This window comes from Nitratiruptor sp. SB155-2, from assembly GCF_000010325.1.
Classification (GTDB): domain Bacteria; phylum Campylobacterota; class Campylobacteria; order Campylobacterales; family Nitratiruptoraceae; genus Nitratiruptor.
Map to the genome: position 1 here is coordinate 98,122 of NC_009662.1, position 23,946 is coordinate 122,067.

Genomic DNA, 23,946 nt, shown 5'->3' on the forward strand with positions numbered 1-23,946 from the left:
AGTGGCCAGTGACAAATGACTATCAAAGGAGTTTTTTGGATCCGATAGCTATAGAAAAAGATGGAGAGATACTAGACCTCCAGACTGCACAAGCGAAAAATATCGATATAGAATCTGCAAAAAAAATCTATCCTGAAAACAATCCCGAAGCACTAGAAGTTATACGACACTCCACAGCCCATCTCATGGCTCAGGCGATCAAAGAGCTCTACCCGGATGCGAAGTTTTTTGTAGGTCCTGTAGTGGATGAGGGGTTTTACTACGATTTTAGAACTTCTCAAAAGATCAGTGAAGAGGATTTGCCGAAAATCGAAAAGAAGATGCAAGAGATTGCAAAAAGAAAACTCGATATCACCCGTTACGAGATTCCAAAATCTGAAGCAATTGAGAAGTTCAAAGAAGATGATCTGAAGCAAGAGGTTCTAAAATCGATTCCAAGCGATGTGGTTTCTATTTACAAACAGGGCGACTTCGAGGATCTTTGTAGAGGGCCTCATGTACCAAATACCAAATATCTGAAACATTTTAAATTGACCAGAGTAGCCGGAGCCTATCTTGGCGGTGATGAGACAAAAGAGATGCTCACCCGTATCTATGGCGTGGCGTTTGCTGACAAGAAGTCTTTAAAAGACTATCTCACGATGATCGAAGAGGCCAAAAAGCGTGACCATAGGAAGCTTGGCAGTGAGATGGAACTTTTTATGTTCAGCGAAGAGGTAGGTGCAGGACTTCCTATATGGCTTCCTAAAGGAGCCAGGCTTCGAAGTAAACTTGAATCACTTCTTTTCGCTGCTCATAGAAAACGAGGGTATGAGCCGGTACGTGGGCCGGAGATATTGAAAAGTGATCTATGGAAAAAAAGTGGTCACTATCAAAACTACAAAGAGAATATGTACTTCACAGAAATTTGTGATGACGAGACGAAAAAGGAGACCTGTGTAGAGTATGGCATCAAGCCGATGAACTGCGTCGGTCACATCATGATCTACAAATCAAAAAAGAGAAGCTACAGAGAACTTCCACTTAAATTTTTCGAATATGGAGTCGTGCATCGACACGAAAAGAGCGGGGTACTGCATGGACTTTTCCGAGTGCGAGAGTTTACCCAAGATGATGCCCATATCTTCTGTAAACCTGAGCAGATCAAAGATATCGTTATAGAGGTACTCGGTTTTGTCGATGAGATAATGCGCAGTTTCAACTTCAAATATGAAATGGAGATCTCTACAAAGCCGAAAAAAGCGATCGGTGATGATGCGATATGGGAGATTGCCACACAAGCGCTCAAAGAGGCCCTTGACGAGAATGGACATGAATATGGTATCGATGAAGGCGGCGGCGCTTTTTATGGACCAAAGATCGATATCAAAATAACCGATGCTATCGGGCGAAAATGGCAGTGTGGAACGATCCAGGTGGATTTCAACCTGCCTGAGCGGTTTGAGCTGGAATTTACCGATAGTGACAACAGTGCAAAAAGACCCGTTATGATCCACAGAGCCATTTTAGGCTCTTTCGAGCGATTTATCGGAATCTTGATCGAGCATTACGCCGGAGAGTTCCCATTCTTTATCGCTCCGACGCAGATCATTTTTGTTCCGATTGCCGATTCGCATGTAGCCTATGCCAAAGAGTTACAGGATAAACTATTGCAAATGGACGTAGATAGTGAAATTTATGATTCCAAAGATAGTCTCAACAAACGAATACGAAATGCAGAAAAACAGAAAGTTCCTATGGTTGCAATCATTGGAGATAAGGAAGTTGAGAGCAAAAGTTTGGCTATAAGGGACAGGAGAGAAAAAACGCAGTATAATATAACTGAAAGTGAATTTTTCACTAAAATCAAGGAGAAACTAAGTGAGGTACGCTTTTGAGTAAGAAGAAAGATCAGGTGCTCCTCAATGAACAGATAGATGCACCAGAGGTTCGATGTGTAGGTGATGACGGTACGCAGTACGGGATTGTTAGTCGTGATGAGGCGTTGAAAATCGCAGAGCAAAAGGGTTTAGACCTTGTCCTCATAGCCCCTAATGCCAATCCGCCTGTTTGTAAGATAATGGATTATGGCAAGTTTAAATATCAGCAAGAGAAGAAACTGAAAGAAGCCAAGAAAAAACAGACAAAAATAGAGGTTAAAGAGATCAAACTCTCTGTCAAAATTGCCCAAAACGATATTGATTATAAAGTCAAACATGCAAGAGAGTTTCTCGAAAAAGGAAAACACGTGAAGTTTCGCGTTTTCTTGAGAGGTCGAGAAATGGCTCATCCTGAAGCGGGCGTAGAGGTACTTGAAAAGATTATCCCATTGATCGAGGATATCGGAGTTGTTGAAAAGAAACCCCATCTTGAAGGCCGATATGTCAATATGCTCGTTATACCTAAAAAAGAGGAAAAGAAGAAGTAACCCCTTCTCCTCTTTTTTATCTACCCATATTTTTTAATCTCAAATTCAAGAACTTCGGCTATAATTTCTGCCTTGAATTCTATAAAGGGAGAAGCCATGCCAAAGATGAAAACCCATCGCGGTGCAGCAAAACGGTTCAAAAAGACCAAAAACAAAATCAAAAGAGGAAGCGCTTTTCGAAGCCATATATTGACGAAGAAAAGCCCGAAGACTAAAAGACACTTGAGAGCTCCTCACTATGTGAGCAAAGTGGATGAGCCACGCGTAATCGAGTTGATATCTACATACTAAGATAGCGACTCCACCCAAACAGGGTCAAGTCCGTGTCAAACGGCACCTCAAAATTCAAAAAGGTAAAGGGAGTAAAGAATGAGAGTAAAAACAGGAACAGTTCGAAGAAGAAGACATAAAAAGATCCTCAAGCAGGCAAAAGGTTTTTATAGCGGTAGAAGAAAACATTTTAGAAAAGCAAAAGAGCAGTTAGAGAGAAGTCTCGTATATGCATACCGCGATAGAAAACAGAAAAAGAGAGAATTTAGAAAGCTTTGGATAACAAGAATCAATGCTGCATGCCGACTCAATGACATCAGCTATTCACGATTTATTCATGGACTCAGTAAAGCTGGCATCGAACTCGATAGAAAAATCTTGGCAGATATGGCTATGAACGAACCAGAGGCTTTTAAAGCAGTTGTAGAAAAAGCGAAAGCCGCACTTTAATCTTCAAAGCGCCTTTTGGCGCTTTTAGATAATCTTCACATCTTCTCTTTTTTCCACCACTTTTTTATTTTTAATCGTTAAGACTCTATCGCAATAGGAGAGAAGCCTCTCATCATGGGTTACCATAATCACAGCAACATTTTGCTCAACTGCCAGTTTTTTAAGCATTTTAACAACATCGATAGCTCGTGCCATATCAAGCGCAGCAGTTGGTTCATCCGCCAAAATAATTTGCGGATCATTAGAAAGTGCTCTGGCAATTGCCGCGCGTTGGTTTTGACCGCCGCTAAGCTCGCTTGGCATATTATAGGCTTTATCTGCAATATCAAAATATTTCAAAAGCTCCATCGCTTTTTCTTCTGCTACTTTTCGAGGAATTCCATTGGTAAGAGGTATCAAAATCACATTTTCGATGACATTTAAAAAGGGGATAAGATAGTGTGCTTGAAAAATAAACCCCAGTTTCTCACAGCGTATACGCCTGGTATCTGGAATACTCCAGTGATCCTCATTCCACACAAGATCATTGCCAAGCCATATTTTGCCGCTTGTAGGCTTTTCCACACATCCTATCATCATAAGAAGGGTGGTTTTTCCAGCTCCACTTGGTGCTACCAGTGCAACAAATTCTCCCTTTTTTATCTCAAAAGAGGCATTTTTCAAGATAGTAAATGCCGCTTCTCCTGTTCCAAAAGTTTTGCTTAAGTTTTCAACTTTTATTCCTATATTTTCCACTTTATCCTCCGATAGCTTGGCGCTCATCCGCTTTTAAAGCTTTATAGACACCAAAGAGGCTTGCCAAAAATGAAGCCAGAAGAACTACACCAAATAGTCCCCAAGCATCTGGAGTCTGCAATACTACTCGTTTTGGGAATTTGTCATAGATGGTATGGGCAAAGATATTGGCAAAAATAAAAGCCAAAATTCCCAAGATTAGGGTCTCTTGCATAATCATTTTAACAATCATAGAATTTGGAATTCCAATGAGCTTCATAATGGATATCTCTTTTATTTTTTCAAGTGTCATTGTATAGATAATCAGTGCAATGATAATGGTTGAAACAGCAATTAAAATAACAGTAAACATACCAATCTGTTTTCTAGCCATCTCGATGACATTGACAGTTAAAATCCAGCGCTGCTGTTTATCTGTATAGACGCTTACATGCTTCCAGCGCTCTATTTTTTGTGCAACACTTTTAGGATCAAAGCCTGGTTTAAGGGTAGCTACAACTGCATTGACAAGATGGCTATCTGATTTTACATTAAGTCCTCTTGCTCTATCGTTTCGTATGCGGGGATTAGAATAGAGAAACTGCAGTTTTTGGGCATCAGCTAAACTAAGATAGATTAAAGGTTCTCCACCTGAAGAGACAGTTCCTTTTGTAATTCCAACTACTGTATAAATATCTCTTCCCATAGGGATTTTATCTCCTAGTTGAAAGCCAAGTTTATCTGTCACTACCACCTCATAATGCTTCTTTTGAATGGCTCTTCCTGCGATGATTCTTTTTGGATTGATTGGTGAAATCTCCCCAAAGGGATCATAACCCACACTGTAAATTCGCTTCATTTGTCCATTTGGTGTTCGTATCTGAAATCCCATAAAAGCTAAAGCCGCTGTCTTTTGTATCCCTTCTTGCACTTTGAGCGTATTTTTTAAATCCTCATGAATCCTGGAGCTTTGCGCAAAGGGGCCAAGGCTGTTTTCTTGCACTATCCATAAATCGGCTCCTATATCATCAAGGAGTACCTGAGCATCTATTATCAGCCCTCTATAGACACCAATCATGATAAGAACAATCCCAAGAAGCATTCCTAAACCCATTGCCGTGACGATAAATTTAAGCTTTGCATGTGCAATATCTTTTAGAGCCAAATTGATCATAGAAAAACTTTTGTCCCTTCACTAAGAGGTTTTTTATGGAGGTCTGGTATCAATATCTTCGTCCCAGCTTTCAAACCATCTACCGCAACTTTATCATTTTTTGTTGCTAACACTTTTACTTTTTGGAAGTGGACTTTCCCATTTTTGTATACCCAAACACCACCATGTATCAATACTTTTGCTGGAATAATGACTACATTTTTTAGTTTTCCTACATAAATTGTAGCTTCAGCCTGTTCGTTGAGAAAAAAGGGTTTAGGTACTTTAGCACACGCAATATCAACTACGCGCTCTTCAGTTACTGGATCACTTTTTGGCTCAATTCGTGCGACATAACCATCAAAAAGCTTTTTAGATTGAGAGCGAAGCCTAATTTTTGCTTTTTGATGAAGCTTAACAGCACCTGCCTTTCGCTCATCAATATAGATACGCACCCAAACATCCTTTGGCTGAACAATCGTGATAATGGGCTGTTGTGGTGCAATGCTTTGAAAAGCTTGAGCATCTTTGGAAACGACATATCCATCAAGGGTGCATAAACAGAAAGACGGGTAAGACGCTCTTGTAAAGCAAAGATGGTATGTTTTGCTTTAGTGGCTTCAGCCTTTGCAGCTTTGATTTGTGCTTTTAGGCTCTCTATCTGGGCAGTGATAGTTTGTAGATCAGTTTTTGCTTTGTCATATTCTGCCTTGGCTGCATATCCTTGAATGTTTAGCTTTTCATATCTTTTAAAGGTAATGAGGGCCAAATCTTTTTGGGCTTTCAGTGCTTTGAGGGATTTTTGAAGCGCTTCTATTTCAAGTTTGGCCTTTTGTAAAGAGGCTTTTAATGCTTTTAGCTGCTCATGCAAATCAATTGGATCAAGCTTTGCTACTAATTCTCCTTTTTTTACCCACTCTCCCTCATCTTTTAGCACTTCAAGGAGTTTGCCTCCCGTATTGGAGCAAAGAGGATAGAGATCTTTAGCACTCACTGTGCCTATACCAAAAACATTTACTTGCATATCCCCTTTTTTTACTTCAATATAGCTATATGTGGATTTTGGGATATAGACTTTTTGGTAAAAAAGCCAAGCTATAAAGAGAAGAAAAGCTCCTAAAAGTGTCCATTTGATCAATCTATTTCCCATTTAAATACTCCAGTTTAAAAATAGATGCAGCTCTTTGGTAAAGAGCGTTTAACAATCCAAGTTTCACATGTAGCCATGCTGCTTGTGCATCAAGCACTTCTATATAGGTAGTTAGACCTACTTTATAGCGTGCGTTTAGAAGTTTTTTTGTCTCTATTAAAGCTCTCTCTTGTGCTTTTTGTGCTTCAATGCGAGACTCTATCTCCTCAAGATCTGCCATGATTTTTTTATGCTCTTCAATAATGGATCGTTTGATGCTCTCTGTGCGCTCTTTTGCAATCAGTGTTGCTATTTTTGCTTTTTGTGCCTGGGCACTCAATTTTCCACCGGTATAAAGAGGCAAAGAGTATTGTATTCCCAAAAGGGTAGTATCATAACTAGAAAGACTCTTTACATGGCTTATCTGAGCCAAAGCATCTATACTGCCCCACTTTACATTTTTGGCAGCTTTTGCTTCTAAAGCCGTGGCTTGTATATCCTTTTGGGCAATTTTTGTTTGAAGATTGTTTGAAAGCAAAGTATGCAGATCTTTTGAAACTTCAAACTTTTGCATAAGGATACCACTATCCAATACGATATTGGTTGACAAATGAAGTCCCGTTAGCGCTTCAAGAGTAGCGATACTTTTTTTGTAATCTGCGCGTGCTTGCGCCAGTGCATCTTCAGCCTCTTTGACACTGGCATAGAAGCGGTGCACATCGGCTTGGGTCTTGAGTCCTTGAGCATAGAGCGCTTGTGCTTGATGGTATAAAGCTTTTTTAGCTAAAAGATCTTTTTCTCTTGCTTCCAAAGCCTCTTTTTGTACTAGTAGCAGGGCATATATCATTTTTACTCGATAGCGCAGAAGTGCCTTTGTATCTTTGAAACGTAGTTTTGCGATCTCTTTTTTCATTTTTGAAGATTTTATGAGGTTCGTAGTTTGAGAAAAATCATAGATCTTTTGACGAACTTGCATTCCTACGCTCCATCCATCATTGTCGATAGTATGAAACTGCCCTGCTTGCGGCATTACATAGGTGCGTTGTAGGTCATATTCGGCTGATAAAGATAGCTGTGGCAAATAAGAGCTTTTTTGCAAAGATATATCTTTTTTTGCCTGCTCTGCCTTGAATCGTCCTGTTTTCACATCTGGATAATTTTTGAGTGCTTTGTCGATACACTCTTGAAGCGAAAGAGTCTTGGCGGATAATGATATTGCAAAAAGGGACATTAGCACCAAAAGCTGTAAAGTTTTTTTCAATATTGTTGAGCCTTTTTTAAAGCTTTTGTGTATGCAATCATTCATCTTCCTCCTCTTTTTCTTCTTCACCAAATGTTCGTTTGAGACCTTCAATAAATCTCTTTTTTTCATCATCACTTAACCGTGCCTCTGGATGCATCAAAGATAGGCTAAAGGTGGCATTTCCCCTTTCATTACCTCTTCGGCAGCATCTTCGCCTTCATTCTTTTTCTGATGGCCCCACATAGAGACATTGAAATGCTCCCGTCCTTCTTTTACATCATGGGCCACTAGCCATGATATAGGTGCGATATTGCTATACCATGGCCATTTGGTTTTATTGGAGTGGCAGTCACCGCAAGTGCGCATGAATGTTTGCCGTGTCCACTCATTAGCCCACTGGGGTTCTGCAACTACAGGTGGATTAGTATGATCACGTCCATAAGGAACAAACTGAATGAGAATGAAAACTACTCCTGCTCAAATGAGCCATTTTTTCCATCTCATAGCAGCTTCTTTTTTTGAATTATTGCGAATATTAAGGAAGTATAATATTGTCTTATTAACGCATCGTTAAGATGAAAAGGGCACCCCCATTTTCATTTATTTTAACATCGATATCAATCTGCATTGCCATAGCAAGACGTTTAACTATATCGAGTCCAAGTCCGCTGCTTCCACTTTCACTGTAATTGCGATGAAAGATTTTTTCGGGGTTTTCGATACCGATACCGCTATCTTCGATAATGAGAGAGCCTCCTTTGTAATAGACCTTTACATAGCCATTTGGTCGATTGTAACGGCATGCATTGGAGACAATGTTTAATAGCATCTGTTTGAATGCTTTAGGATTGATAGTGGCTACAAAACTTCTACATTCAACTGTGAAAGTAAAATTTGGGTAAAGGGGTTTTTGTATCTCTACAACCTCTTTTACAATTGGACAGATATTAGTCTTTATTTTTTTGAAAGTTTTTTCTTCAAGGAATATTGTGAAATTTTCATGGAGTTCCGAAATTGTTTGTACACTCTTTTGAAGTCTTTGGAGGATTCTGTTTTCTTTTAATTGTGGCATTTGATTGAGGAGTGTAAGATTGAGTTTTATTGAGGTTATAGGGGTGTTGAGATCATGAATCAAATCTTTTGAAAAACTATCGAGAAGTTCTATACTCTCTTTGAGTGGCTTTATAGCATTTTTAGCCAATTTGTAACTAATAATGGCAAAAAGGAGTAACAGGAGAAGCTGTATTGCTACGATTTTATATGTAAGATTTCTGAGTTTTTTCTTAAAATCATGAATGGGTTTGCTTACCTCAAGATATTTGTCACCAAAACGCAATGGTATGAGTTTTACGAAACGATCTTTTTTTATTGTAAAGTTTCTAATATCGATATGACGTCCTTTTGCCAAGACAAAACGGTATTTGTATTCTTGGGAAAATTCATTTGGCGGTCCACCCATTTTTATATGACGGGCAAACTCTAACAGTGAGAACTCTTCATTTTTAAGTAGGTGTGCTTTGGATTGTTTGAAATAAAAAAACCTGCTGCTAATACCAGTATAGCTACACTGGTAAAATACATGAGAAAAAATTTCCAGAACGCTTGTTTTTCATGATGTTTCAAGCCGATACCCTATCCCTTTGACAGTCAAAATTGGCAGTCCAATTTTACGAAGTCTGTTGATATGGACTCTGAGTGCATTTTCACTTGCAAAAGTTCCTTCATTGAGTGTTTCAAGGAGCAACGATTTTTCTATCGTATGACCTCTTTGTTGGAAGAAGAGTCTTGTAAGTTTTAGTTCTGCTGGTGGTAGCGCAATATAATCACCATTTTTGTAAAGCTCATCTTTCCCTATATAAAAACGAAAATCTCCTATTACAATTTCATCAGCTCTTGTATGAAAAGTTTTGCGAAGTAGTGCTTCAATACGGATTAACAGTTCATCAAAGTCAAAGGGCTTTTTGAGATAATCATCAGCCCCCACTTCAAACCCCTGAGCCAATGAATCGATATCGGTTCTAGCTGTTATAAAAATGGCAGGAGTAGTAATACCTCCATCTCTTAGGTTTTTAAGCAGATCAAAACCATTGATAGTTGGAACATTTACATCAAGTATTAAGAGATCAAACTCTTCTTGAAATGTTGCATCTAGCGCTTCTTCTCCGCTTATTACATGCTTTATAGAAAACCCACGGCTTTCAAGAATATCTACCATAGTTTCTGATAAAACATTGTCGTCTTCAAGAAGTAGTATTTTTGTTTTCATAAAAACTATTATAGAAAAATGTATGTTAACGCAACGTGAACATATTTTAAAGAAAGGGAGGAAATAGGTTCAGTAAAAAAGATTCCACCAAGCGAAATATATGTCTTAGCTACAACTCAAAAGCCGTTTCATAGCCACTACTGTAATACACACTTATAACTAATGTTGTCGTTTTGCAGGTACAATCATATGGCCTGTAGAAGAGACAGGCAAAATTTTGTAACACTTTCTACAATGCCAAGAAGAATAGATTCAAGAAGCGTCATAGTCAACCTTTTTTAGAAAAAAAGTGTAACAAAGGTTGACTAATGAGTTATTGATTCTCTTTACACTTTTGGGCAAACCCATAGATTCGTTTTAAAAACGCCTCCATTCCCTGCAGTCTCGTTGGACTCAAGATCTTATCAAATCCTAAAGAGTAGAGCTTTTGTGGGTCAAAGGATAGAATCTCATCAGGAGTTCTATCGTTAAAGATTTTGAGCATCAAAGGAATCATCCCCTTTGCCATTTCTGAGCTTCCCTCAACAGTAAAATGGCATTTTCCATCTTTGCATTCCTCTACCATCCATGCATCACTGGCGCATCCATGGATTTTTGTCTGGTCGTTTTTCAGTTCATCAGGCAATCTCATCTCGTTTGTTTGTCCTAATTCCAAAATATATTCGACAATTGCATTGGGATCCTGTAATAGATCGAAATCCTCTTTGATTTGTTGCAATGCTTCATCCATAGTCATAATGGCTCCTTATTTCTATTTTTTTCAATATAGCTTAAATAAGATAAATTTACTCTTAATTTGAACTTTTGGGAAAATATTTATAAAAGTTATCTTTTATTTATTTCAAAGGATTATTATGGTTAGTTGATATGTTAGGATATATTAAAAAATTTAGGACAAGTTATCAAAATAGAGGATGAGGATTTGAGTATGGAAGTAATAAAAAAAGAGTTTTCAAAAAAGATCGAGGGACTGGTTCCAAAAGAGGCTCAAAAGCAGCTGCAGTTGATAGCCGATGATATAATCAACAAATGTGTGAGTTTCTATACAGAGCGCGAAGCTTTGGTAATTTTGGACGAGAAAAGGAATGTCATAGAAATAGACGGGATATTTTCGCAATGGTTTAACATATCGAAAGCAGAAGTCGAAGAAGGCTCTTTTATAGATCTTTTCGATCTTGTGTATAAAAGTGTAATTGAGGATTTTTTGGATGAACTGCATCATAAAGGATATGCGAGTCTCAAAGGGATCTATCTGAATCTGCACAATCATCGACTTTTTGTCGATTTGAAGGGTGAAGTGATAGAGATCGATGGAAGAAGATATTATATTCTATTTTTCAAAAACAAAGAGTTTGACGCTATCAATTTCAAACTCAACGAAATTGAGAGAGAAACTGCAAATCTCGTACTTCGGGTTAAAACATTTGAACCTATGATGAGAGTAGTACTGGATATTTTTATCCGATCGGGTTTGTTTGATTTTGGTTGGGTAGCGAAAGTGGATCTTAAAAGAAAAAAGATTATCCCTTTGGTGGTCGATGGTGATTCGCACATAAGCCAAGAGTTTATGAAACAGATCTACGATTTTACTGCATTCAAGTCTATTTTGGATGTTCTGATTCATAAAGAGGATGTGATCACATCTGAAGATCTTCTTTCGAAAGATTTAAAAAGCCAGATCATCTTCCCTTTAAAACGAAAATGGGAGTTCGATAAAAGCGAAGAGGTGGCTTATCTCGTGTTAGTCGCTTCTAAGCAAAAGATCCGTTTCGATGAAGAGAAGAGAAACCGACTCCGGGAAGTGATGTACAAAATCAATATGGCGATCAGTGAAATAATGCTGCAGCAAAAAGCGGATTTGCTGCTTGCGACAGATCCTCTCACCGCACTGCCGACACGGGATATTTTTTTCAAAGAGATCGATGCCAATATCGAATATGAGCAACATTTTGCTATTGTTCTTATTGATGTGGATAAGCTAAGAAAAGTAAACGATGTGATGGGGTTTTGGGCTGGAGATGAAGTATTGAAGCATTTGGCAAACTTTTTAACGAAGAAGCTCCCTGATCCTATCATTGCCCGTATCGGTACGGATGAGTTTGGAATTATTGTAAAAGGAGGGAAGAAGGAGATCTATCACGCTTTGGATATATTAGAAAAATTTAATGAACAATATGTCAAAGTCGATGGAAAAAAACTTTATGTCTCTATCAGTATGGGTGTAGCTTTTTATCCTGAAGATAGAAGAAAAAAAGAGTCTCTTTTTTTATTGGCTGAGAAAGCTTTGAAAGAGGCGAAACGAAAAGGTGGCAAACAGATCGAGTTTGCCAATAAAAATATCACTTTTTTGCCAAAAGACTATCTCGATCTTGAACGTGAACTCAAAGAGGCAGTTTCCAAAAAAGAGTATCTGCTCTATTATCAACCGATCATTGATATTCGTAATGGCAGAGTATGGGGTGCAGAAGCACTGCTTCGATGGAACAGCAAAAAAAGAGGGTTGGTACCTCCAAATGTCTTCATCTCCATACTTGAAGAAAGCGCTCTTATCAATGAAGTGGGTGAATTAATCTTGGAAGATATATGCAAAACGGCTAAAGAGTTTGAGGAACACGATCTGCGTATAGCGTTTTCTATGAATCTCTCTGTGACCCAACTCCTCAACCGCAATATGGCACAAGAGATCATTATGGCGGTAGAACATCATGAGGTGAAACCACAGCAGCTTATTGTCGAGATAACAGAGTCTGTTTTGATGGAAAATGTCGATAGACTCAAATCCCAGCTTGAAGAACTACATGAAAATGGAATTCAAATAGAGATCGATGATTTCGGAACCGGATACAGTTCGCTGAGCTATCTGAAGCATCTACCTATTACGAATCTCAAAATCGATATGGAGTTTATTCGGTCCATGCCTTCTGATGAAGAGGATCGGGCCATTGTAGGAGCGATTATCTCGATGGCGAAAGCGCTGCAAAAAGGAACGATTGCCGAAGGGGTTGAACAAAAAGAGCAGCTTGATATCTTGACAAATCTTGGTGTGGACTATATTCAAGGCTACTACTTTGCAAAACCGATGCCAAAAGAAGAGTTAAAGCAATTTTTGGATAGATTTGATATGAAAAACTATATCGTTTAAGGAGGCTCGATGCCGCATCACAAACATCATGAAAAACTCGAAAAACTCAAAGAGGCTATCAAAAACTCTTCCCATTTGAGTGAAGAGGAAAAAAGCAACGCATTGGCCCATATCGAAGAGTGGTACACCGAGGATCAAGCAGACAAAGTGGTCTGGGACATGCTCAAACAAAAGCTGCTTGATATCAGTGCCAAAATGGAGCCGATATTGGCTGAACTCGGATTTTTGTAGGATTGGATTACACTCAACAAAGCATATTTTTCACATATGTGTGGATCAAAGGCTATAAAAACTGAAAGAATAGTTTGAAATCCGGATGCTTTATAGTTAGTTGCCAAAGGAATAGAATCAAAAGAAATTACATGAAAATTTTCAGTTATTCTGCCAAGCGACAGATCCAATTTCTTTAATGAATGCAGACTCTATTAAAGTTTTAAAATAGTCTGTTTTGTTTGTTTATGTTATAAAAGAGGTTTTTATCATAGTATTTTTGTGTGGAATTTTGTCTTGAAATGATAAAAAATATCTATATTCTCAGCGGTGCGGGACTATCTGCTCCAAGCGGCATTCCTACCTTTCGAGATGGCGGTCTTTGGGATAACATCAATATCGATGAGGTTGCAACCCATGAAGCCTGGCTGAAAAATCCCAAAAAAGTGATCGCATTTTTTGATCAAAGGCGAATAGAGCTCGCGCATTGTCAGCCAAACAGAGCCCACTATTTTTTTGCTTCACTCCCAAATGCTATTCATCTGACACAAAATGTGGATGATCTATGTGAAAAAGCCGGGGATAACCCTATCCATCTGCATGGGAAGTTGACAGAGATTCGATGTGAAGTGTGTAAAAAGATTTGGGATATCGGATATACCGCTCAACCAAATAACTGCCACTTTTGTGGCAGTTTCAATGTCCGCCCTAATGTTATACTTTTTGGAGAAGTTGCATCCAACTATCGCTATTTGTATACAACGAAGGCCGATATTTTCATAGCGGTGGGAACAAGTGGCAAAGTGATCGATATAGCAGATATCGCTCAAAACTATCCTGTCTCTATTTTAATCAATCCAAAAAGAGAAAAACGCGTGACAATGTTTGGGGAGTTCGAAGAGTATATCGATGAGTACTTTACCTTTTTTATCCAAAAAAGCGCCGATGAAGCGATAAAAGATTTAAAAAAACTTTTAAAGGAATTGTGATGGATATGCAAAAAGTGCTGAAACAGCAGCAAAACGAAATAGATGAATATCATATCTATATGGCGTTATCGAAACTGGAAAAAGGCAAAAATAGCGAGATTCTTGCCCAAATTGCCCAAGATGAGTTGAAACATTACAACTTTTGGATCAAAGTGACAAAGCAAGAACTTAAGCCCAGAATGTGGCGTATTCGTCTGTATGTTACTTTGGCGAAACTGTTTGGTCTCAGTTTTGCTCTGAAAAAAATGGAGATGGGGGAAGAGGGAGCGGAACAGTTTTATCTAGAGGTTGCTAAAGAGTATCCAGAGGCTAAAACAATCTACGAAGATGAAGCAAGACATGAAACGATGCTTATCAACATGCTCCAAGATGAAAAGCTTGAATATGCCGGAGCCGTGGTTCTTGGTATGAACGATGCACTGGTAGAGCTGACAGGAACGCTCACAGGGGTAGCTTTGGCCTTTTCAAACGCTAAATATGTAGGAATTACGGGAGTCATCATGGGAATTGCGGCTTCGCTTTCGATGGCCGGGAGTGCCTACTTGGAAGCGAGAGAAAATGCGGACAAGGGGATAGAGCCCAAAAAGTATGCCCTCTATACCGGGCTTTCCTATATTTTGACAACCATTATAGTGGTGCTGCCTTTCTTTATCTTTGATAGAGCTAAAGTGGCGTTGGTTTTTATGTTTATGGGTGCCGCACTTTCCATTCTTGTGTACAACTATTATATTGCAGTGGCTAGAGAAGAGGATTTTGCTAAACGGGTCAAAGAGATGTTTCTCATTACCTTTGGTGTAGCAGCTATCAGTTTTGTTATCGGATATCTCGTCAATCGCTATTTCGGTATAGAAATTTGACCATGCTCAAGAACAAATATATCAAAGTTTGTTATAGTTTTGTGAAAAAGGGGAGGGTATGATGCAGTTTTCTCAAGCAAAGTTATCAAAACGGGACTATTTCTTTTCCCAGCCACATCAGCCCTTTTTCGCACTTGGGATGATCAATGCACTTCTTTTTATGGCTCTTTTCATTCCGGCATTTCGAGGGCTTATTGATACGGATGCGAAGTTTTTACATGCTTATTCTATGATCTTTTTGGTTTTTACCAATTTCTTTTTCGGTTTTTTATTCACTACTTTTCCAAGGTTTTCCGGCACACCCCCAATTGAGCCGAGGCGATATCTTTTGGTTTTTCTTCTCAACTTCCTGGCTTCACTTGTTTTTTTCATTGGCATCTGGGTGCCTTTTTTGTGGTTTATAGTACCACTCTTTATGGTCTTGTCATTGACGTTCACATTAAAAGAGTTCTATGGTATCTATCAAAAATGTATGATGCCAAAGCAGGATCAATATTGGCTTATCGTTGGCATAGGAACCGGAGCGATAAGCAATCTGCTTTTTTTACTCTCGCTCATTCCATGTAGTTGTAAATCGACTGTTTTTTACAATACGGCTGTCAATTTTGGGGTATATCTCTATCTTATCTTCGTTGCGTTTGTGGTGGCTTTTCGTATGGTACCGTTTTTTTCACACGTAATGGAGTATAAAAAAAGTAGATTTTTGTACGCTTCAGTCTTCGCTCTTTTCTTGCTCCACTCCTTTGTAAGTGGAATATATCCAAAAGCCCTCTTTTTGGTTGACCTCATTACAGCCTTGGTTATTGCGTATGAGATTAAGAAGATTCATCTTCCTTTTCCAAACAAGGAGCCGCTACTTTGGATACTGCACCTGGCACTATTTTGGCTGCCAACGGCACTATTTCTAGGCAGTATAACAGAGTTTTTTGAATCCTTTTATGGATGGTACAGTTTTAAGCTGCCTTTGCATCTTTTGGCTCTTGGCTTTTTGATGACTGTGCTTATTGGTTTTGGCACAAGAGTTACTCTTGGACACTCCGGAAATGCTTTGAGAGTAGATAAAGCTGGAGTGTTGATCTTTTACTTTACGCAGATCGTCGTTCTTGGCCGTATCATGTTTAGCTTGGCCGCCTCATTTGGTCATGTGACCCCGATGTTCGACATCAGTGCAACATTATGGATATTGTTGATAGTTGCATGGCTTTGGAAATATTTTGAAGTGTTGGCCTTTGGAAAGAGACTTGCCTAACAGGGCAGTTCTTCCCAGTAATACTGCATGATTTTGAGATAGTTTTTAAATCGCTCACAGGCAATTTCACCACGTAAAACCGCCTCTTTGACTGCGCATCCTGGCTCGTTGGTATGGGTACAGTCCGGATATTTACAGGTATAGCGTAAAAACTCTTTGAAATAGCGATGCACCTCTTTTTTATCCATAAAATAGCTCGCTTCCACTTTGCTAAATCCAGGAGTGTCGGCGAGAAAAGAGGAATTATCAAAACGGTACAGTGTTACTGCGGTGGTTGTATGGCGCCCACGTCCTATTTTTTTATTTACTTGTCCTGTTTTAATCTCAACTCCTAAAAGTCTTGAAAGCAGTGTCGATTTTCCAGCCCCGCTTGGTCCTGCGACGATGGTGATATCTCCTTGGATATAGGATTTGATTTTCTCTATTCCATCACTGTTTTGTGCACTGATGGCAATCGTTTCATAGCCTACCGAGCTATAAAGCCTCATCCACTTTTCAAGCTCTTCTTTCTCTTCTAAAAGATCGATTTTATTAAAAACAATAACCGGTTCAATCCCTTTAAACTCATAGACTGCCAAGAAATTATCGAGTAGATAGCTATCGAAATCCGGTGTTTTCATAGCCATCACGACCAAGACATTGTCTACATTGGCAACAGGTGGACGGGTGAGGAGATTGCGTCTTGGCTCGATGCTTTCAATAACAAATTGATTATCAACTATTTCGCCTTTTACGTAGTCTCCCGCATAGATTTTCTCTTTTTTTACCTTTTTGCGTAGGATAGTAGGAAATGTTTCAAACGTATCGAGTCTTGTAACTCGACTCGCAGCGGCGCTGCGGTAGGTTACGAGTCCTTTAACACTCATCTTTGAGTACTGCACCGTTAGCCGCATTTGTTACAAGGCTTCGATATTGTCTGAGCCATCTTCCTTTGATATCTTTTACTTTTGGTTTGAAGTTTTTACGGCGCTCTTCAAGCTCTTCATCGCTTAATTTCACCTCCAATGTATAGGTGTCCACATTGATGTAGATCTCATCTCCATCTTGCAAAAGTCCTATCACACCGCCTTCGGCAGCTTCCGGACTCACGTGGCCGATACTAGCCCCTCTTGTTGCTCCGCTAAATCGCCCATCGGTAATGAGTGCAACTTTGTCGCCAAGATTCATTCCTGCGATCAGACTCGTAGGTGCAAGCATCTCTTGCATACCGGGCCCACCTTTTGGACCCTCGTAGCGGATTACTACCACATGCCCTGGTTTTACTTTTCCACCCAGTATCCCGTCGATTGCTTCTTGCTGGCTGTCAAAGCAGATGGCCTTTCCTGTAAACTCTCTCATATTTGGATCGATTCCAGCTGTTTTGACAACAGCTCCTTCTTCAGCCAGATTTCCAAAAAGGATGGCAAGCCCTCCAACTTCGCTATATGGTTTATCGATAGGATGAATGATAGAGGTATCGATCACTTCTGCATCTTTGATGCGATCCCCTATCGTTCCACCCTCAATGACCGGATTGTCCAGGTAAAGAACCGTATCGCTTCGTTTGCTTGCCTCTTTCATCACGGCACTCACGCCACCGGCTTTGTTGATATCTTCCATATGTACCGTTTGCAGGCTTGGAGAGATTTTTGCGATATGCGCTACATGTTTGCTGATTTCATTGAGTTTTGATAGAGGAAAATCGACCCCGGCCTCTTTGGAAATTGCCATCATATGAAGCACAGTATTGGTGCTTCCGCCCATTGCCATATCCACGACAAAGGCGTTGTGGATCGCTTTTTCGTTGAGAATATTCCTTATTTTGTACTCTTGGGTGAGTTTTTCGTCCTTTGCGATCTCACAGATCCTTCGTGCCGCTTTTCGCAAAAGCTCTTCTCGCTCAGGAGTCAAAGCCAAAATGGTTCCATTGCCCTTCAAAGCGATTCCCATCGCTTCCATCAAAGTATTCATCGAGTTTGCGGTAAACATTCCTGAACAGCTTCCACCACTTGGACACGCTTCACACTCAATCTGGTAAAGCTCTTCTTCACTCATCTCTCCTTTTGCAACTTTGCCTACCGCTTCAAAGGCCGTAGCCAAATCGATCGGGGTTCCATCTGATAATTTTCCGGCTTTCATTGGACCGCCGCTCACAAAAATAGTAGGTACATTAACCCTCAGTGCTCCCATGATCATACCAGGAGTGATCTTGTCACAGTTTGGAATACAGATAAGTGCATCGAGCTTATGGGCATTCATAACGGTTTCTATGGAGTTGGCGATGATCTCACGGCTCGGAAGCGAATAGAGCATCCCGTCATGCCCCATGGCGATGCCATCATCAACACCGATAGTATTGAATTCAAATGGTACACATCCACATTTTCGTATCTCATCTTTGATGATGGCAGCATATTTGTTTAAGAAGAAGTGGCCCGGAATAATCTCGATAAACGAGTTGGCTACGCCAATAAAGGGTTTTTCAAAATCTTCATCCTTCAATCCTGTCGCTCGAAGAAGACTTCTATGGGGTGCACGTTGAAACCCCTTTTTTATCTCATCACTTCGCATTGTTTCTCCTAGTTTTTGTCAAATTATATCCCAAAAAAGTTTACAAAGAAAAAAAATATGCTATAATTGCAATCCAAAATTTATGCGGGAGTAGCTCAGAGGCTAGAGCACCTCCTTGCCAAGGAGGGGGTCGCGGGTTCGAATCCCGTCTCCCGCTCCAGTGAACCATAATTTTTGAAGACAAAAATTATTATAAGGTACCCCGTCAAATCGGTGCAAGTATGCACATCGATTTGCCCAAAAAATCGCCAAACGACAAGCAGTTGTCGTTTTAAATTGCTAAAGCAATTTGCGATTTTTTGCCCGGGTGGCGGAATTGGTAGACGCAAGGGACTTAAAATCCCTCGGAGGTTTTCTCCGTGCCGGTTCAAGTCCGGCCTCGGGCACCACAGCCCGGATATGGCGCCATAGCCAAGTGGCTAAGGCAGGAGCCTGCAAAGCTCTGATCCCCGGTTCGAATCCGGGTGGCGCCTCCACATACGCTACCTCTGGGGAGGTGGCAGAGCTGGTTGAATGCACCGGTCTTGAAAACCGGCGTAGGTGATGAGCCTACCGTGGGTTCGAATCCCACCCTCCCCGCCACGATACTTTTCGTACTCCGAAAGTTCTTTTAGAGTGCTAAGAGTATGGGGAGATGGCCGAGCGGTCGAAGGCGCACGCCTGGAACGCGTGTAGGGGTTAACAGCCCCTCGAGGGTTCGAATCCCTCTCTCTCCGCCAGAATGGAGCACTCAGAAGAGGATCCTCTTTTGAATGCTCCGTTCAGACCCGTGCAACGGGCTTTCGCGGCAAAGCTTCAGGGCGGGAACGCAGCAGAGCACCGCGATTGCCCGGGTGCCGCGGGTATCTGGGCGGAGTCTTTTGGTAAAATGCTCCAAAAACGGAGCATTTCATGAAAAGACGAGATTTCCTCAAGGCAACATGTACGCTTCCATTTGCAATCCCACTTTTGGCACAAGAAAATAGAGTACTTCGTTTTTTACATATTACAGATTCCCATATGGACCTTTCTATGCCTCATACTGTCGAAGCTATGGAGCATCTCGTCGATGTTGTCAATAGTCGCTTTGCTCATATCGATTTTGTTCTGTTTGGAGGAGACAACTTTAACAATACCGCTTCAGGTGACAAGGATACGAAAGTATTCAAGTCCATTTTGGATGGATTGAAGACTCCATACTACTGTGTGCGAGGCAATAAAGAGTCCACTCCAAAAGGGGATAATCAAATCGATGCCAAAGCGTTTGCACGACTCTTTTTTGATCAAAAAGGGATGAAAGTCTCTGGTAGAGACTGGATGGTTCAGCACAATGGCTATGTCGTCCTGGGGCTGGATAGTACGATAGAACATAGTGGAGCTGGAATCTATACGAAAGAGACGATCGCTTTTGCCAAAAAAGCACTTGACTTAGGAAAACCTACCATCATCCTCAATCACCATCCCTACCTCAACTACTGGGGTGGAACGGATCCAAAAGATATACACAAATATGTTCTGCAAAATACAAAGGAAGTGCAAGAGAAGCTGTTTAGATATCCAAATCTTGTATTGACCCTATCGGGACACAAACATATCGACAATGTCAGTCAGATTGGTCATGTTCAGGTTATTGCTACCAGGGCCTTCAAAGCGGCTCAGACCCTGTATAGAAATCCGATGCGCTATATCGAAATCGATGGCAGTACCGTCACGCAAAAACTGATTACGACCTGAGAAAATTTTCTATATTTTCTATAATCGAGGCAAAAAGTCTCTCTCTTGCTTCAATGCTAGTCCATGCGATATGGGGAGTGATGAGAAGCCGGTCTTTGTTTTTTACTTTCAAAAGTGGTGAATCTTTCGGTAACGGCTCTTTTTGGGTCACATCGAGTCCCACGTAGATCTCTTTTTGATCAATAGTTTCGGCTAGATCCACCTCATCGATGATACCGCCTCTTCCAAGATTCAACAGCACTGCCTTGACCTGCAGTTTTTGAAGCTGCTCTTTTTTGATAAGACCTTTTGTGTGTTCATTGAGTGGAGCATGGATAGAGATGATATCGCTGGTACAAAGTAGGGTATCGAGGTCGAGATGCTTGAAAGGTTGATCAAGATTGCTTCCACTGGTAGAGTAATAGACCACATCGCATCCAAAACTTTGTACTACTTCGGCAACCCGTTTACCGATAGCCCCCATTCCTACGATACCCCAACGCTTGCCAAAAATTTCAAAAAATGGCCTGTCGATACAGGTAAAAAGTCCCGACTCACTCCATTTTCCGCTTTTCACATACTCGTCGTAATAGCGCATCTGCTCTATGAGGTAAAAGGCCATGGCAAAGGTGTGTTGCACAACGCTTTCAGTAGAATATCCTACAACGTTTTTGACTTCTATATTCTTTTCTTTGGCATACTCAAGGTCCACATTGTTCATCCCTGTTGCGGCGATGCAGATAAGCTTGAGATTGTCCGCATGATCCATAGCCTCTTTGTCTATTACCACTTTGTTGGTTATGATGATATCGGCATCTTTGATTCTTTGCAGTTTTTCATTCTCATTTGTAGTAGGATAGACATCAACTTTACCAAATCGGTTCAATAAAGAAAAATCCACATCTCCTAACGTTGCTGCATCCAAAACGACTATTTTCATCTACTCTCCTATGATTGTTGCATATACCTTTCTGTTTCCGGCAAAGTCCCTGTGTTCACAGAGGTAGATTCCCTGCCAAGTGCCAAGGACCATTCTCCCATCAGTTACAGGAATCGTCAAGGCATTGCCGTACAGGCTGCTTTTGATATGGGCCGGCATATCTTCACTGCCTTCTAAAATGTGCGTGTAATAGGGCTCGTTTTCCGGAACGAGTCGATCGGTGAACTGTAAAAAGTCTCTTCGAACACTCGGATCGGCGTTTTCATTGATGGTGAGGCTTGCACTGGTGTGCATCAAAAAGAGGTGCAAAAGTCCGGCTTGGATATCTTGTAGATCCAAAGCTTCGACAATTTCATTTGTCACAAGATGGAATCCTCGTGATCGTGCTTTCAAGGTGATGAGTTTTTGAATGATTTTCACTGGTCGCTCACTTTCGCAATAAGTTCGTTTGCTTTTTGTAGAGCCTGTTCGGCAGTTTCAGCCAAGGTCAAGACAACGGCCATACGTCTTCCTTCATGGGACTCAGGTTTTCCAAAAACGCGCAAGAAGCTCTCTTGATCAAATACAGACTCATCCGCTTCGATAACGGGAGTGAAGCTCTCATGTTTCGCTTTATAGGCAGCACTGGCTCCAGGTGTGTAAAAGGTAAATCCAAGCCCAAGACCCAAAACGGCTCGAACATGCAAAGCAAATTCGCTCTGGCTTTGGGTAATCATCGTAACCATTCCCGTATCGTGAGGACGCGGAGAGACTTCACTGAAATAGACCTCATCCCCTTTGACAAAAAGCTCAACGCCGAAAATCCCTCGTCCGCCAAGTCCATCGGTGATCGTTTTGGCTATCTCTTTTGCTTTTTGCAGCGCCGTTTCGCTCATCTGCATAGGCTGCCAGCTAAAGATGTAGTCTCCATCTTTTTGAATGTGTCCAATAGGTGGACAAAAAACCGTTCCCGTTTCGTTTCGTGCTGTCAAAAGGGTAATCTCATAATCGAAATCGATAAACTCTTCGACGATCAGTTCACTTGCATCACCTCTTGCTTCTTTTGCAATCTCCCACGATCTTTCCAGATCTGCTTCATTTCGAGCGATACTTTGCCCGTGCCCGGAGGAACTCATCACCGGTTTAATAACGCAAGGAAAACCAAGAGTACGTGCTGCTTCTTGAAGCCCTTCAAAGCTGGATACGAATCGATATTGGCTTGTTTTGAGGCCAAGTTCTTCGGCGGCAAATTTTCGGATATTTTTTCGATTCATCGTTTTGTTGACCGCTTCTGCATTTGGAATGACGCGAAACCCCCGTTCTTCGGCTTCAAAAAGAGCTTCTATATTGATAGCTTCGATCTCTGGAAGGATATAATCCGGTTTCTCTCGAAAAATCACTTCCAAAACCTGCTCTTTGCTTTTCATATCGATGACATAGCTTCTGTGTGCTACCAAATGAGCCGGTGCGTTTGGGTATCTATCTACCGCTACAACTTCTATTCCCAGTCGCTGCGCTTCGATTGCAACCTCTTTCCCAAGTTCACCACTGCCAAGGAGCAGAAATTTTATGGAATTGGATTTAAGTGGAGCTGGAAACTGCATAGGACCCCTTTTTTTGACAAATTATAACTTTTTTTGGATTATGTTCTGAAGAAGGTATAGGAATTTGTTGATAGTTCCTGTTTTTTTTATCCTGCAAAAGATCATCCAATGAGATTTTCAAAGGAAAAGATGTGATCATTTTTGCATCATCCAAAAATATCACTACCCATCTATCTTTTACAAAAAAGATTTTATCTCTCATATTGGGATTTCGCCCTTTGAGGTAGTAGATGACATTGGGTTTGCAAAGGGTTTGAATCGTTTTTTGAAAATAGTCTGCACGATTTTTTACATCTTCACGTTTGAGCCTTTTTTTGAGATGCTTTAAAAAATCTTTTTGGCTGACCCTGAGGCGTACAAAACTGTTTTGGTTGATTTTTCTCATTATTTGGATGATCTTTTTATCAATTTCCTCAAAATGGTGATAAATCTGGAGGTAATTTCTTACTTGCATTTTTTCGCCTTCAAAAGCCGCACATATCCTTGAAAGTAGAAATGTTCTTCAAGGTCGCAAAAACCAAAGTGTTCCAGCATCTTCTTAGTATCGCGATTGATAAAATCTTCGGCCAATGGGCACTCCACTTTTCTTATTGCAAATCGAACATACCAAGGAGCTTTGTCCACATCGAAATTAGCGTAATCTAAAATGGCAAAAATTCCTCCCGGCTTCAAAGCGTTGTAGGCATTTTGGATGATTGTTTCTCTTTTTTCCTGGATAAAGCCGTGGAGTACGAAAGAGATAAATGCCACATCAAATTGGTTGTGATAGGGAAGTGGTTCGTCAATACGTATATTTTGCAGTTTTATGTTTGGATGCGAGGAGCTCTTTTTTTGAAACTGCTCTTGCATCTCCTCGCCGATTTCCAGTCCAACAATTGCTCCATTTTGGCCGATGTACTCGCTCATCAGAAGCGCATTTCTCCCAGTTCCAGCCCCCATGTCAAGAATCTTTTGGCCCGGTTTAAGGTCCAGATCTTTGATCACTTTTCGTATGAAAAAAGGGTAGTATCCCAAAGTGATGAGATCCATGAGCCTGTCATAATATTTTGCTTCCCATCCTTTTACTTCCACTTTGCTCATATCCTGCGTTAGTTTCAATGTG

25 protein-coding genes, 5 tRNA genes, 1 other RNA gene and 1 pseudogene are annotated in these 23,946 nt (G+C 40.6%); 16 read left to right on the plus strand and 16 right to left on the minus strand.

Going from position 1 to position 23,946, the window contains the following annotated elements:
• Window positions 1-35 precede the first annotated feature (35 nt).
• The 4 genes from thrS to rplT all read left to right on the plus strand — a co-directional run bounded on the left by thrS (window position 36) and on the right by rplT (window position 3,127).
• Window positions 36-1,877, plus strand: coding sequence for a threonine--tRNA ligase (gene thrS / locus NIS_RS00570; protein WP_011979651.1), 1,842 nt, complete (start codon window positions 36-38; stop codon window positions 1,875-1,877).
• Window positions 1,874-2,407: a translation initiation factor IF-3 gene (gene infC, locus NIS_RS00575; RefSeq protein ID WP_011979652.1), complete on the plus strand. Its 534-nt coding sequence runs from the start codon at window positions 1,874-1,876 to the stop codon at window positions 2,405-2,407. The genes thrS and infC overlap by 4 nt, the downstream gene beginning before the upstream one ends.
• Before the next feature lie 96 nt (window positions 2,408-2,503).
• Window positions 2,504-2,698: a 50S ribosomal protein L35 gene (gene rpmI / locus NIS_RS00580; RefSeq protein WP_011979653.1), complete on the plus strand. Its 195-nt coding sequence runs from the start codon at window positions 2,504-2,506 to the stop codon at window positions 2,696-2,698.
• Window positions 2,699-2,776: 78 nt separating this feature from the next.
• The gene (gene rplT / locus NIS_RS00585) at window positions 2,777-3,127 is read left to right on the plus strand and encodes a 50S ribosomal protein L20 (protein ID WP_011979654.1); all 351 of its coding nucleotides are present in this window, start codon (window positions 2,777-2,779) and stop codon (window positions 3,125-3,127) included.
• Window positions 3,128-3,151: 24 nt separating this feature from the next.
• Here the strand turns inward: rplT and NIS_RS00590 are convergent, their stop codons facing one another.
• The 9 genes and pseudogenes from NIS_RS00590 to NIS_RS00625 all read right to left on the minus strand — a co-directional run bounded on the left by NIS_RS00590 (window position 3,152) and on the right by NIS_RS00625 (window position 10,368).
• The gene (locus NIS_RS00590; RefSeq protein WP_011979655.1) at window positions 3,152-3,862 is read right to left on the minus strand and encodes an ABC transporter ATP-binding protein; all 711 of its coding nucleotides are present in this window, start codon (window positions 3,860-3,862) and stop codon (window positions 3,152-3,154) included.
• A 1-nt stretch (window position 3,863) separates the two neighbouring features.
• A complete protein-coding gene (locus NIS_RS00595) occupies window positions 3,864-5,015 on the minus strand; it encodes an ABC transporter permease (RefSeq protein ID WP_011979656.1) in 1,152 nt (383 codons plus the stop codon).
• Window positions 5,012-5,500, minus strand: a complete 489-nt coding sequence (locus NIS_RS10170; RefSeq protein ID WP_231852979.1) for an efflux RND transporter periplasmic adaptor subunit — start codon at window positions 5,498-5,500, stop codon at window positions 5,012-5,014. Before NIS_RS10170 ends, NIS_RS00595 begins: the two co-directional genes overlap by 4 nt.
• A 386-nt stretch (window positions 5,501-5,886) precedes the next feature.
• Window positions 5,887-6,144: pseudogene (locus tag NIS_RS10445) on the minus strand (efflux RND transporter periplasmic adaptor subunit); the annotation flags it as partial.
• Complete coding sequence (locus NIS_RS00605) at window positions 6,134-7,429, minus strand: TolC family protein (protein WP_011979657.1); 1,296 nt, start codon at window positions 7,427-7,429, stop codon at window positions 6,134-6,136. The gene NIS_RS00605 and the pseudogene NIS_RS10445, both read right to left, overlap by 11 nt.
• Before the next feature lie 93 nt (window positions 7,430-7,522).
• Entirely contained in the window at window positions 7,523-7,828 is a 306-nt protein-coding gene (locus NIS_RS00610; protein WP_197524237.1) for a heme-binding domain-containing protein, read from the minus strand.
• Window positions 7,829-7,925: 97 nt separating this feature from the next.
• Window positions 7,926-8,825: a sensor histidine kinase gene (locus tag NIS_RS00615; protein ID WP_011979658.1), complete on the minus strand. Its 900-nt coding sequence runs from the start codon at window positions 8,823-8,825 to the stop codon at window positions 7,926-7,928.
• Between the two features lie 150 nt (window positions 8,826-8,975).
• A complete protein-coding gene (locus NIS_RS00620; protein ID WP_011979659.1) occupies window positions 8,976-9,632 on the minus strand; it encodes a response regulator transcription factor in 657 nt (218 codons plus the stop codon).
• 313 nt (window positions 9,633-9,945) lie between these two features.
• On the minus strand, window positions 9,946-10,368 hold the full coding sequence (locus NIS_RS00625) for a SufE family protein (RefSeq protein WP_011979660.1): 423 nt from the start codon (window positions 10,366-10,368) through the stop codon (window positions 9,946-9,948).
• Between the two features lie 192 nt (window positions 10,369-10,560).
• Between NIS_RS00625 and NIS_RS00630 the strand changes: the two genes are divergently transcribed.
• The 5 genes from NIS_RS00630 (at window position 10,561) to NIS_RS00650 (ending at window position 16,079) form a co-directional block, all read left to right on the plus strand.
• Window positions 10,561-12,774 carry a putative bifunctional diguanylate cyclase/phosphodiesterase gene (locus NIS_RS00630; RefSeq protein WP_011979661.1) on the plus strand — a complete coding sequence of 738 codons (2,214 nt, stop codon included), beginning with the start codon at window positions 10,561-10,563 and terminating at the stop codon, window positions 12,772-12,774.
• Window positions 12,775-12,783: 9 nt separating this feature from the next.
• On the plus strand, window positions 12,784-13,005 hold the full coding sequence (locus NIS_RS00635) for a hypothetical protein (protein ID WP_011979662.1): 222 nt from the start codon (window positions 12,784-12,786) through the stop codon (window positions 13,003-13,005).
• Window positions 13,006-13,268: 263 nt separating this feature from the next.
• A complete protein-coding gene (locus NIS_RS00640; protein WP_011979663.1) occupies window positions 13,269-13,973 on the plus strand; it encodes an SIR2 family NAD-dependent protein deacylase in 705 nt (234 codons plus the stop codon).
• Window positions 13,973-14,830, plus strand: coding sequence for a VIT1/CCC1 transporter family protein (locus tag NIS_RS00645; protein ID WP_011979664.1), 858 nt, complete (start codon window positions 13,973-13,975; stop codon window positions 14,828-14,830). The genes NIS_RS00640 and NIS_RS00645 overlap by 1 nt, the downstream gene beginning before the upstream one ends.
• Before the next feature lie 58 nt (window positions 14,831-14,888).
• The gene (locus NIS_RS00650; protein ID WP_011979665.1) at window positions 14,889-16,079 is read left to right on the plus strand and encodes an NnrS family protein; all 1,191 of its coding nucleotides are present in this window, start codon (window positions 14,889-14,891) and stop codon (window positions 16,077-16,079) included.
• On the opposite strand, the gene rsgA is transcribed toward NIS_RS00650, so the two are convergent.
• Together rsgA and ilvD are read right to left on the minus strand one after the other, a co-directional pair.
• Complete coding sequence (gene rsgA, locus NIS_RS00655) at window positions 16,076-16,960, minus strand: ribosome small subunit-dependent GTPase A (protein ID WP_197524231.1); 885 nt, start codon at window positions 16,958-16,960, stop codon at window positions 16,076-16,078. The two genes, NIS_RS00650 and rsgA, sit on opposite strands and share 4 nt — an antisense overlap.
• The gene (gene ilvD, locus NIS_RS00660) at window positions 16,935-18,629 is read right to left on the minus strand and encodes a dihydroxy-acid dehydratase (RefSeq protein ID WP_011979667.1); all 1,695 of its coding nucleotides are present in this window, start codon (window positions 18,627-18,629) and stop codon (window positions 16,935-16,937) included. Before ilvD ends, rsgA begins: the two co-directional genes overlap by 26 nt.
• An 84-nt stretch (window positions 18,630-18,713) precedes the next feature.
• On the opposite strand from ilvD, the gene NIS_RS00665 reads away from it, so the two are divergent.
• The 7 genes from NIS_RS00665 (at window position 18,714) to NIS_RS00690 (ending at window position 20,342) form a co-directional block, all read left to right on the plus strand.
• Window positions 18,714-18,789: transfer RNA gene (locus tag NIS_RS00665), tRNA-Gly, on the plus strand.
• 141 nt (window positions 18,790-18,930) lie between these two features.
• Window positions 18,931-19,018, plus strand: a tRNA-Leu gene (locus tag NIS_RS00670).
• A gap of 12 nt (window positions 19,019-19,030) precedes the next feature.
• A tRNA-Cys gene (locus NIS_RS00675) sits at window positions 19,031-19,105 on the plus strand.
• A gap of 14 nt (window positions 19,106-19,119) precedes the next feature.
• Window positions 19,120-19,211, plus strand: a tRNA-Ser gene (locus tag NIS_RS00680).
• A gap of 46 nt (window positions 19,212-19,257) precedes the next feature.
• Window positions 19,258-19,348 (plus strand) — tRNA-Ser (locus NIS_RS00685).
• Window positions 19,349-19,387: 39 nt separating this feature from the next.
• An RNA gene (gene ffs / locus NIS_RS10125) (signal recognition particle sRNA small type) lies at window positions 19,388-19,485 on the plus strand.
• A gap of 35 nt (window positions 19,486-19,520) precedes the next feature.
• The gene (locus NIS_RS00690; RefSeq protein ID WP_011979668.1) at window positions 19,521-20,342 is read left to right on the plus strand and encodes a metallophosphoesterase family protein; all 822 of its coding nucleotides are present in this window, start codon (window positions 19,521-19,523) and stop codon (window positions 20,340-20,342) included.
• Here the strand turns inward: NIS_RS00690 and NIS_RS00695 are convergent.
• Genes NIS_RS00695 through NIS_RS00715 form a run of 5 tightly spaced genes read right to left on the minus strand, consistent with a single transcriptional unit; the run spans window position 20,332 to window position 23,942 of the window.
• Window positions 20,332-21,261: a D-2-hydroxyacid dehydrogenase gene (locus NIS_RS00695; RefSeq protein ID WP_011979669.1), complete on the minus strand. Its 930-nt coding sequence runs from the start codon at window positions 21,259-21,261 to the stop codon at window positions 20,332-20,334. The two genes, NIS_RS00690 and NIS_RS00695, sit on opposite strands and share 11 nt — an antisense overlap.
• Window positions 21,262-21,681 carry a secondary thiamine-phosphate synthase enzyme YjbQ gene (locus tag NIS_RS00700; protein WP_011979670.1) on the minus strand — a complete coding sequence of 140 codons (420 nt, stop codon included), beginning with the start codon at window positions 21,679-21,681 and terminating at the stop codon, window positions 21,262-21,264.
• Window positions 21,678-22,844, minus strand: a complete 1,167-nt coding sequence (gene purT / locus NIS_RS00705) for a formate-dependent phosphoribosylglycinamide formyltransferase (RefSeq protein WP_011979671.1) — start codon at window positions 22,842-22,844, stop codon at window positions 21,678-21,680. Before purT ends, NIS_RS00700 begins: the two co-directional genes overlap by 4 nt.
• Window positions 22,822-23,298, minus strand: a complete 477-nt coding sequence (locus NIS_RS00710; RefSeq protein WP_011979672.1) for a hypothetical protein — start codon at window positions 23,296-23,298, stop codon at window positions 22,822-22,824. Before NIS_RS00710 ends, purT begins: the two co-directional genes overlap by 23 nt.
• Window positions 23,289-23,942, minus strand: coding sequence for a class I SAM-dependent methyltransferase (locus tag NIS_RS00715; protein WP_011979673.1), 654 nt, complete (start codon window positions 23,940-23,942; stop codon window positions 23,289-23,291). Before NIS_RS00715 ends, NIS_RS00710 begins: the two co-directional genes overlap by 10 nt.
• Between the last annotated feature and the right edge of the window lie 4 nt (window positions 23,943-23,946).

Bases quoted from the DNA above. Each gene is read 5' to 3' on its own strand.
- rpmI (WP_011979653.1), top strand. From the start codon at position 2,504: ATGCCAAAGATGAAAACCCATCGCGGTGCAGCAAAACGGTTCAAAAAG.
- rplT (WP_011979654.1), top strand. From the start codon at position 2,777: ATGAGAGTAAAAACAGGAACAGTTCGAAGAAGAAGACATAAAAAGATC.
- NIS_RS00595 (WP_011979656.1), bottom strand. From the start codon at position 5,015: ATGATCAATTTGGCTCTAAAAGATATTGCACATGCAAAGCTTAAATTT.
- NIS_RS00605 (WP_011979657.1), bottom strand. From the start codon at position 7,429: ATGAATGATTGCATACACAAAAGCTTTAAAAAAGGCTCAACAATATTG.
- NIS_RS00615 (WP_011979658.1), bottom strand. From the start codon at position 8,825: ATGGGTGGACCGCCAAATGAATTTTCCCAAGAATACAAATACCGTTTT.
- NIS_RS00620 (WP_011979659.1), bottom strand. From the start codon at position 9,632: ATGAAAACAAAAATACTACTTCTTGAAGACGACAATGTTTTATCAGAA.
- NIS_RS00625 (WP_011979660.1), bottom strand. From the start codon at position 10,368: ATGACTATGGATGAAGCATTGCAACAAATCAAAGAGGATTTCGATCTA.
- NIS_RS00630 (WP_011979661.1), top strand. From the start codon at position 10,561: ATGGAAGTAATAAAAAAAGAGTTTTCAAAAAAGATCGAGGGACTGGTT.
- NIS_RS00635 (WP_011979662.1), top strand. From the start codon at position 12,784: ATGCCGCATCACAAACATCATGAAAAACTCGAAAAACTCAAAGAGGCT.
- NIS_RS00645 (WP_011979664.1), top strand. From the start codon at position 13,973: ATGGATATGCAAAAAGTGCTGAAACAGCAGCAAAACGAAATAGATGAA.
- NIS_RS00650 (WP_011979665.1), top strand. From the start codon at position 14,889: ATGATGCAGTTTTCTCAAGCAAAGTTATCAAAACGGGACTATTTCTTT.
- ilvD (WP_011979667.1), bottom strand. From the start codon at position 18,629: ATGCGAAGTGATGAGATAAAAAAGGGGTTTCAACGTGCACCCCATAGA.
- NIS_RS00690 (WP_011979668.1), top strand. From the start codon at position 19,521: ATGAAAAGACGAGATTTCCTCAAGGCAACATGTACGCTTCCATTTGCA.
- NIS_RS00695 (WP_011979669.1), bottom strand. From the start codon at position 21,261: ATGAAAATAGTCGTTTTGGATGCAGCAACGTTAGGAGATGTGGATTTT.
- purT (WP_011979671.1), bottom strand. From the start codon at position 22,844: ATGCAGTTTCCAGCTCCACTTAAATCCAATTCCATAAAATTTCTGCTC.
- NIS_RS00710 (WP_011979672.1), bottom strand. From the start codon at position 23,298: ATGCAAGTAAGAAATTACCTCCAGATTTATCACCATTTTGAGGAAATT.